1 pseudogene is annotated in these 431 nt (G+C 40.1%); it reads left to right on the top strand.

Annotated elements, in window-relative coordinates:
- Positions 1-343: 343 nt before the first annotated feature.
- A pseudogene (locus E4T71_RS08995) lies at positions 344-431 on the top strand (IS5/IS1182 family transposase); the annotation flags it as partial.

Consider the following 431-nt stretch of genomic DNA (forward strand, 5'->3'; position numbering starts at 1 on the left):
CTATCCCTTCCTCTCCCCGCTACCTCACGATAGTCAGGCTTGGGATTCGCTATTGGGTTCACCGGTAGCAGGTGCCCACAGAGGACTTACACCTCAGATGTACGACATGCCCGTCGTACTGTAAAAAGGATTCGCGTTGCGAATCCTAAGAACGTAGACAAACATCATTTTTGGTGTTTGTCTTTTTTACCATTCAATAACCATCCTATAAATAATAGAAATTAGGATAGCAAATACGAGGATATTCCCTCAATGACTCCGAGAATTTATGTATCTAAAATCACTAATAAGAGTAAGGGATGAGTAGACTTCCTGCGAAACAAGGATATGATAAAATAGAAGCATGAATTATGAATCCAGTAAAGAACTTTCCGATTTACGCTTTAAACGCCTAGTTGGTGTTGAGAGAAGAACTTTTGACAAAATGCTAG

This window comes from Streptococcus sp. WM07 (genome assembly GCF_004570525.1).
In the GTDB taxonomy this organism is placed as follows: domain Bacteria; phylum Bacillota; class Bacilli; order Lactobacillales; family Streptococcaceae; genus Streptococcus.